Annotated in this window: 7 protein-coding genes; 6 read left to right on the top strand and 1 reads right to left on the bottom strand. The window is 58.8% G+C overall.

Translation table 11 applies throughout. From position 1 onward, the window contains the following. The 6 genes from SAJA_RS09010 to SAJA_RS08985 form a co-directional block, all read left to right on the top strand. Window positions 1-467, top strand: a 467-nt coding sequence (locus SAJA_RS09010) for a M23 family metallopeptidase (RefSeq protein ID WP_148070962.1), incomplete at its 5' end; no start/stop codon positions are given. Window positions 468-469: 2 nt separating this feature from the next. Then, window positions 470-1,075 (top strand): hypothetical protein, encoded by a 606-nt coding sequence (locus tag SAJA_RS09005; RefSeq protein ID WP_123658340.1) that lies wholly within the window; start codon window positions 470-472, stop codon window positions 1,073-1,075. Then, on the top strand, window positions 1,072-1,644 hold the full coding sequence (locus SAJA_RS09000; protein ID WP_123658339.1) for a lysozyme family protein: 573 nt from the start codon (window positions 1,072-1,074) through the stop codon (window positions 1,642-1,644). Before SAJA_RS09005 ends, SAJA_RS09000 begins: the two co-directional genes overlap by 4 nt. A gap of 179 nt (window positions 1,645-1,823) precedes the next feature. After that, the gene (locus tag SAJA_RS08995; protein WP_123658338.1) at window positions 1,824-3,563 is read left to right on the top strand and encodes a glycerol-3-phosphate dehydrogenase/oxidase; all 1,740 of its coding nucleotides are present in this window, start codon (window positions 1,824-1,826) and stop codon (window positions 3,561-3,563) included. 85 nt (window positions 3,564-3,648) lie between these two features. Further along, window positions 3,649-3,954 (top strand): nucleotidyltransferase family protein, encoded by a 306-nt coding sequence (locus tag SAJA_RS08990; protein WP_123658337.1) that lies wholly within the window; start codon window positions 3,649-3,651, stop codon window positions 3,952-3,954. Window positions 3,955-3,985: 31 nt separating this feature from the next. Next, the gene (locus SAJA_RS08985) at window positions 3,986-4,282 is read left to right on the top strand and encodes a HepT-like ribonuclease domain-containing protein (protein WP_123658342.1); all 297 of its coding nucleotides are present in this window, start codon (window positions 3,986-3,988) and stop codon (window positions 4,280-4,282) included. Window positions 4,283-4,443: 161 nt separating this feature from the next. Here the strand turns inward: SAJA_RS08985 and SAJA_RS08980 are convergent, their stop codons facing one another. Beyond that, a complete protein-coding gene (locus SAJA_RS08980; protein WP_123658336.1) occupies window positions 4,444-6,633 on the bottom strand; it encodes a hypothetical protein in 2,190 nt (729 codons plus the stop codon). Window positions 6,634-6,865: the final 232 nt, after the last annotated feature.

Genomic DNA, 6,865 nt, shown 5'->3' with positions numbered 1-6,865 from the left:
GGGCTACGCCTCGTCTTGCCGCAAAACAGCGCTTGGCGCGGACTCGTATGAAACCTCAACAGACCCTAGGCTTTGCCGAGCATTTCATCCGCCCGGCGCCGGGGCGGGTCAGCGGGCACTTTGGCGCACAGCGTATTTATAACGGCACACCCGGATCGGCCCATAGCGGCATGGATATCGCTGCCGGTGCCGGCACGCCGGTCGTCGCCCCGGCGGCCGGGCGCGTGGTCTTCGCCGAGCCGGATCTTTATCTTACCGGTGGTACGGTACTTATCGATCACGGGCACGGCATCGGCTCGAACTTCTTGCACTTGTCGCGTATCGACGTGGCCGTGGGGGAAACGATTGATCAGGGACAGCGGCTTGGCGCGGTTGGCGCCTCCGGCCGCGCGACCGGGGCGCACCTGCATTGGGGGATGACGTGGTATGACGTGCGTATCGATCCGGAACAGGTATTAGCGCGATGAGAATGAGCAGCACGCGCGTGTTTTCCGCGATGGTCGCGATCCTGGCGGGCCTGGTCGTGACGAACACGGCATGGGCATTGAGCGCGGGCGGCGCCAAGGCGGCCGAGGGCTGTGAGCGTGCCTTTATGTTCGACGGCGCACCGGTGAGCGCCCAGGTCATCGCGGCGTTCGAGCCGTTCATCAGTGATCGCTCGCCGTCCATCGTCACGGAGATCAACCTCTCCGCGGCCCGGCACAGCAACGAATACGCCGCCAAGACCCAGCTTGGCCCGCGCGGGCAAGTCGTGGCTGATATGCCCGACACGCACTATGCCTATCACGTGGTGGGCTGTGCCCACGACACCTTCGTGCTGGAGACCGAGCGCGCGCCGACCGGCGGCTCGGCCGTGTTCAAATCCGTCCTGTTCGTACGCCTGGACACGCGCCAGGCTTACGGCGCGGCCGGGCGCCACCTCTCGCGCCAGACGTTTGTTTCCGTCACCCGGCGGATTCCCATGGGCGATCGGGATACCGCTGCGGTCACCCTGCAGGGCGATAAACTGCGTATCGGCAGCTCGCGCTACCGCGACGGGCCGCTCGTCATGCGTGTTGCAGGAGAGACCGAATGAGCCAGATCGTGACCACCGAGGCCGGCTTTCTCGAGCAACTCAAGGTCTTTGAAGGCTTTGCCCGGCATATGTACCTGGACACGCGCGCCAACGTGACCATCGGCACCGGCCTGCTACTGGCCAGTGCCGATGCGGCCGTGGCAGCCGGTCTGGGGTTCACGCAGCGCCAGACCGGCGCGCCGGCCACCGATGCCGCAGTGCGCGATGATTACGACCGCGTGGCAGGCGCACCGCCCGCACGCTATCCACCCAGCGAATACCTGCCCTATACCGATCTGGTGGCCTCGCTGGCGGCCTTGAACGATGAACTGGCCGCGCGGGTCGATACCGCCCGCGATGACGCCCGCGCCTACGACACCCGCTTTGATGATTACCCGGCCAGCGTGCGCTATGGCCTGCTGGATCTGGCCTTCAACCTCGGGCGGCCCGGCCTGCTTGAATATCGCCGCCTGCGCGCGGCCCTGCACGAGCGCGATTGGGCAAGTGCCGCCGAAGAATCCTATCGCTACGGGGTACAGGACACGCGCAATCAAGCCGTCGCCCGCTGGATTCGCGCCGCCACCGGCTGACTTGCAACCCGGGGCAGTTGGCGTGCGTAATTACCAGTGGCCTACGACTAACGAATGACGGGTTGTAGACTAGGGTTTTCGGGCGCAGGTTTAGATAAAGATCTGGAACCGGTTCCGGTGCGTCGCGGACGCAACCGGCGCGGCCCCCCGGGCACACGTTAACGATCAGGACAACGACGATGCAGCTCAGAGAAAGCAATATCGAGAAACTCGCCGAAGGTGAGGTGTACGACACCCTGATCGTGGGCGGTGGCATCAACGGGGCCGTATCGGCCGCCGCCCTGTCGGGCAAGGGCGTGAAGACCGCGCTCATCGACCAGGGCGACTTCGCCGGCATGACCAGCATGTGGTCATCCAACCTCATCTGGGGCGGCATCAAGTACATGGAGTCCTACGACTTCAAACTGGTGCGCGAGCTATGTGTCTCGCGCAACCACCTGATCCGGCATTACCCCTCCACGGTGCAGGAAATTCGGTTTCTGACCACCATCACCAAGGGTTTCCGCTGGCATCCGCTGATGCTATGGGCCGGCACGTGGATCTACTGGCTGTTCGGCAACTGCTTCACGCGACTCCCGCGGTTGCCCTCGCTCAAACAGGTCAATAAAGAAGAGCCGGTCATCGATACGAAGCAGGCCACCGGCAGCTTCGAGTATTCCGATGCCTTCCTGCACGACAACGACGCGCGTTTCGTGTGGAACTTCGTGCGCCTGGCCATGAACAGCGGCTGCTCGGCGGTCAACTATGTGAAATCCACCGGGGCCGAGCGCCGCGACGGCCTCTGGCACGTCGAACTCACCGATCAGATGACCGGGCGCAGCTTCACCGTCAAGACCAAGACACTGGTCAACGCCTGTGGCCCGCTGGCCGATCAATACAACAAGCTCACCGAGGAAAAAACCGAGCACAGCCACGTGCTGTCCAAGGGTATCCATCTCATCGTTGACCAGCTCACGCCGAACAAGCGCGTGCTGGCCTTCTTCGACGAGGACGGGCGCCTGTTCTTCTCGATCCCCATGGGCAACCGCACCTGCGTGGGCACTACCGATACCCGCACCGAAGATCCGCATGCCGCCATCACCGACGACGACATCGACTTCGTGCTCGACAACATCAACGCCCGGCTCACGCTCGACAAGCCGCTGGATCGTGACGACATCATCGCCACCCGCTGCGGTGTACGCCCGCTGGCCGTGGAGAACACCGGCGGCAAGGATCGTGACTTCCTGCAGCTGTCGCGCAAGCACGAGATCGATTCCGATATCGATCAGGGCTTCATCAGCATCTTCGGCGGCAAGCTCACCGACTGCGTCAACGTCGGCGACGAAATCACCGATCTCGTCAAGGAAATGAGCATCAACATCCGCTTCCCGCGGTATCGCTGGTACGGCGAGCCTTCCGACACCGTGCGCGACGAGTTCTTCCATCAGGCCCGCCTGATGAGCCTCGACGACTACACCGACGCCACCGCCTCCGAGCCGTTATCCACACGGCTCTGGCGCCGTTACGCCGGCCATGCCATCGGTATCCTGGAAAACATCCGCGAAGACCCGCGCCAGGCCGAAATCCTCATCGAAGGCACCGAATATATCCGTGCCGAAGTCCGCCAGGCCGCCCGCCGCGAGATGATCACCAAGCTCGAAGACTTCCTGCGCCGGCGCTCCAAGATTAGCCTCGTTTCGCGCCAGGAAACCATCCAGAAATCCGACGGCCTCATGGAAGCCTGCGAAATCCTGTTCGGTGAAGACGCCAAAATGCGCTTCGAGGAATACTTCCGCGAACACCCCGTCGTCAACGGCATCGCCAAAGACCCCGCCGCCGGCGTCATCGACGCCGACGACGCCGCCAACGGCGTGGCCCTGGACGAATCGAGCCAGAACAAGAAGGTTGAGGGTGGGTTTGAGACGTTGAACTGGTAACGATCGAGTTGCCAATTCATGTACATTTTCTGACCAAGAATTGTTAAAAGCCGCCTAGCGATTCTGGCTCTTGTCGGAAATATCCATGTCTAACCAATTACAGCGAGACAAGCTCCTCAAACTGCTTCTGGCGCACAAGCCGTTTTTGATGCGGGAATTTGATGTGCGCGATCTGGCTTGTTTCGGCTCGACCGCGCGCAACGAGGCAAAAGCCGGTAGCGACGTTGACGTTCTCGTATCGTTCGACGGGCCTGCCACGTCGAAACGATATTTTGGCGTGCAGTTCTATCTCGAAGACTTGCTTGGCTGCCGGGTCGATCTTGTAACCGACAAGGCGTTACGACCAGAGCTGAAGCCTTTGATCGAAAACGAAGCGATCCGTGTCGAGTAACCACCGCGAATGGCGATTCTATGTGAGCGACATGATCGGCTTTGCCGAAAGAGCCGGTACTTATACCACTGGCTTAAGCCAAGAAACGTTCATTGCGAACAATCTTGTGTACGACGCGACGCTACGCAATCTCGAGTTGATTGGCGAAGCCGCAACACATGTACCGGCGGATGTCCGAACACAGTATCCAGACGTGCCGTGGCGGCTGATCATCGCAACACGTAATCAACTGATTCACGGCTATCTTGGCATCGACAACGATACGATCTGGAGTATTGTGCAGACGGATTTGCCCCAGTTAATTGAAGCGCTCAAGCAAATCGAGTGAGCCGGCCGCGCGGTCGCCCGCCAGGCCGCCAATCGAATCGTGGCCCGGTCGACCAGCCAGAGCAATACGCTAATTTTCAGCCGTAAGTCAGCGCCACACAGACACCGGAAAATTGCCTGATCTAGCGGCTGCCGACCGGGCAATTTCGCTATACGTGCTCTTTAATTTATAAAATACTCAACCGGCATTACCGCGCGTCCAACACGCGCAGTCAGCGCGTCGATGTTTGGCTCTAGCGCCGACTGGCTCCTCGCTGCATAAACCCGCTTCAACGATTCACGCGAACGATTTAATCTTGCGATCATCTTGGCTTCGAGTGCATCTTGGTTCTGGTATTTGTCGAGGCGAGTAGCCCCGTACCATGCGACCGCCTCTGTGCTTGCGAAAATGACAATGGCACACGGGATGGCCGCTGGCCCGCATCCGGGGCTGACTGCTAAGCGAGGCGCCCGTTTAGCTGCAAAGCGCCCAATCGCCGGCGCATATTTTTTGAGTTTCAAGGCGGCTCCGGGCAGCGATTTGATACTGCTGCCGGCCGCTTTAATTCCGTCTTTGGTCAGCAGTGTTTTTGTGGCGGTTCCCCAGCTCTTGGCGTTGGACCACAAACTTTTACTTGCCTGTTTCCCCGAAGCAAGCATTTTTGACCAAGCGGTTTTCATCGAAAACTTGTTCTTGGGTTTTACTTTTTTGACTGCTTTCTTGCCATTGTTGGGGGGCGTTTTTTCAGCGGCTACTTTCCGACGAGAAATAACTGAGCCGCCTGTCACTGCCACTGCAAAACCTGAAGAGACGGCGAACTCTGTCAATGCGCGGGTTCTGCCCAGCAAATCGTCGATCTGGCTTTTCGCGACGATGGTCTCTGGGCTAAACGGCTGCACGGGCCGCGAGTTATTACGAAGCGCGTGGGATTCGAAACGCTCCAGAGATTGTCGTAGGTTGCGCGACCAGTTGCTGGCCTGCGCGAATCGTTCAAAATCAAGCTGATTGACGTAGCCCTGCTCGATTGATTGGAGCTGTGCATCGAGACCTACGGTTGGGAAAAGTATCGATTCAGCTGTTTTCGCACTCACCTGCGGAAGGGCCGATGCGACAGCCGTAAACTTTCCAGACATAGAAAAGTGCTGATCCGCATACTCCGGCACACGCTTGATTGCTGCGTCGAAAACGTCGTCGATACGCTGATTTGTTTGATCGGTCAGTTCTCCGAGAGCACGATTTTGGGTGATAGTGGTTTTAGCCTGCGCCATCGCCAAGGAGGCTTCGAGATCCTTGGGCGATAGTTGATAGACCTTTCCCGACATCGAGAACGTTATCGTCTGACCGGTCATCCAACCCCATGGGTTAGCGACGGCCTGATCCCAAATGAATCCGAACATCAAGGCGGCGGCTACCAGGCAGCTAGCCGCATTGATCAGATGTTGTGACACGCTAGCCCGCGCATCGCTCTTGTGATCTCGAGACGTCGCACGTTGCGTCGCCCAAACGCTGGCTGCTTGAATCAAAAGCAGGGCAGATATGACGAACGCCAGCATTTTGAAGAGCAAAACTATCCAGGCGCCGAGCGTCAGACCTAGGTTGTCTTGCACCAGCGACATCGTTTGAGCGATCCAAATACAAACATAATCCAGGCCGTTGGATAGGCCAGCCAGGAAGCGTATCCACTCAAACTGCCCGATTGCTTGAGACTGGCCGAAAACGAAAGCCTCGCGTGCGGTCAAATTCGTAAGATCCGGGTGTGGCTCAAAAAAGCCGACTAGCAGCAATCCAAGACTTACGGCACCGACGACAGTCCAGTACGTGAGGCGCTTGGCAAAGTATGGCGCTGCATAGACTTTGGTATTTCGTTCTACGACGCGCGTGGTGGTGGGTTCGATGAATACCCATAAGAGGACCGCAAGAACCAGTGCCACACGGTTCGACAGGCTTACTCCTTGGCTCGCAAAAACGAAGAGCGCTAAAGCCGCCGCGGCCGAGAATATCGCTGACAAAGCAAGCGGTAAGAACCGGCCGCGCAATCGGTTTTTTACCGGCGAGCCTTCTTTCAGGACATGCCATCGTATTATTCGCCTCGAAATGGCGCGCCAATACAAAAAGTACGTCATCGGGAGCCAAAGCGCAGTAAGAACGGCGCCGACAACGAACCGATTTCCAATCGCACCGATATAAGCAGTCACGTGCAGGGCTAGTAGCGCCAGGGCCAACCAGAAAAGATAGACGCCGATGCGCGGGCCTTTCTGTACCCATGTGGCGGTGCGCTCACATACGCGATCCTCGTCCGTTCCATCGTTGGAAACGCTTAATGGCGTCTGCGGCGGCTTTTCTTGCGCCCCCGTTTGTATATCGGTGCTCATGTCCCCCCCTGTGTCTAACAATCAGCCTCGCGTCAACATCAAAATAATGTCGACACGCGTTGGCCTGACCAAGCCGCCCCGCTTGAAGTCATGCCGTTCCAGACCGGCCTGGCGAGTTTGTCACAGAATGCGCTGATACTTTGTCATCGCGTGTTCGAGTTTCGCAAAACGGATCGAGACTTTCTCTGCATCCGCACCGCAGTAAACGCGGCGACCGCCGATATAGCCGTGT

The sequence above is a fragment of the Salinisphaera japonica YTM-1 genome (genome assembly GCF_003788585.1).
Classification (GTDB): Bacteria; Pseudomonadota; Gammaproteobacteria; order Nevskiales; family Salinisphaeraceae; genus Salinisphaera; species Salinisphaera japonica.
The sequence above is the reverse complement of the archived record's forward strand: the minus strand, read 5'-3'. Positions and strand labels throughout refer to the sequence as shown.

What these genes read in the sequence shown, in the direction of transcription:
- SAJA_RS09005 (WP_123658340.1), top strand. Translation starts at nt 470, where the DNA reads ATGAGCAGCACGCGCGTGTTTTCCGCGATGGTCGCGATCCTGGCGGGC.
- SAJA_RS09000 (WP_123658339.1), top strand. Translation starts at nt 1,072, where the DNA reads ATGAGCCAGATCGTGACCACCGAGGCCGGCTTTCTCGAGCAACTCAAG.
- SAJA_RS08995 (WP_123658338.1), top strand. Translation starts at nt 1,824, where the DNA reads ATGCAGCTCAGAGAAAGCAATATCGAGAAACTCGCCGAAGGTGAGGTG.
- SAJA_RS08990 (WP_123658337.1), top strand. Translation starts at nt 3,649, where the DNA reads ATGTCTAACCAATTACAGCGAGACAAGCTCCTCAAACTGCTTCTGGCG.
- SAJA_RS08985 (WP_123658342.1), top strand. Translation starts at nt 3,986, where the DNA reads ATGATCGGCTTTGCCGAAAGAGCCGGTACTTATACCACTGGCTTAAGC.
- SAJA_RS08980 (WP_123658336.1), bottom strand. Translation starts at nt 6,633, where the DNA reads ATGAGCACCGATATACAAACGGGGGCGCAAGAAAAGCCGCCGCAGACG.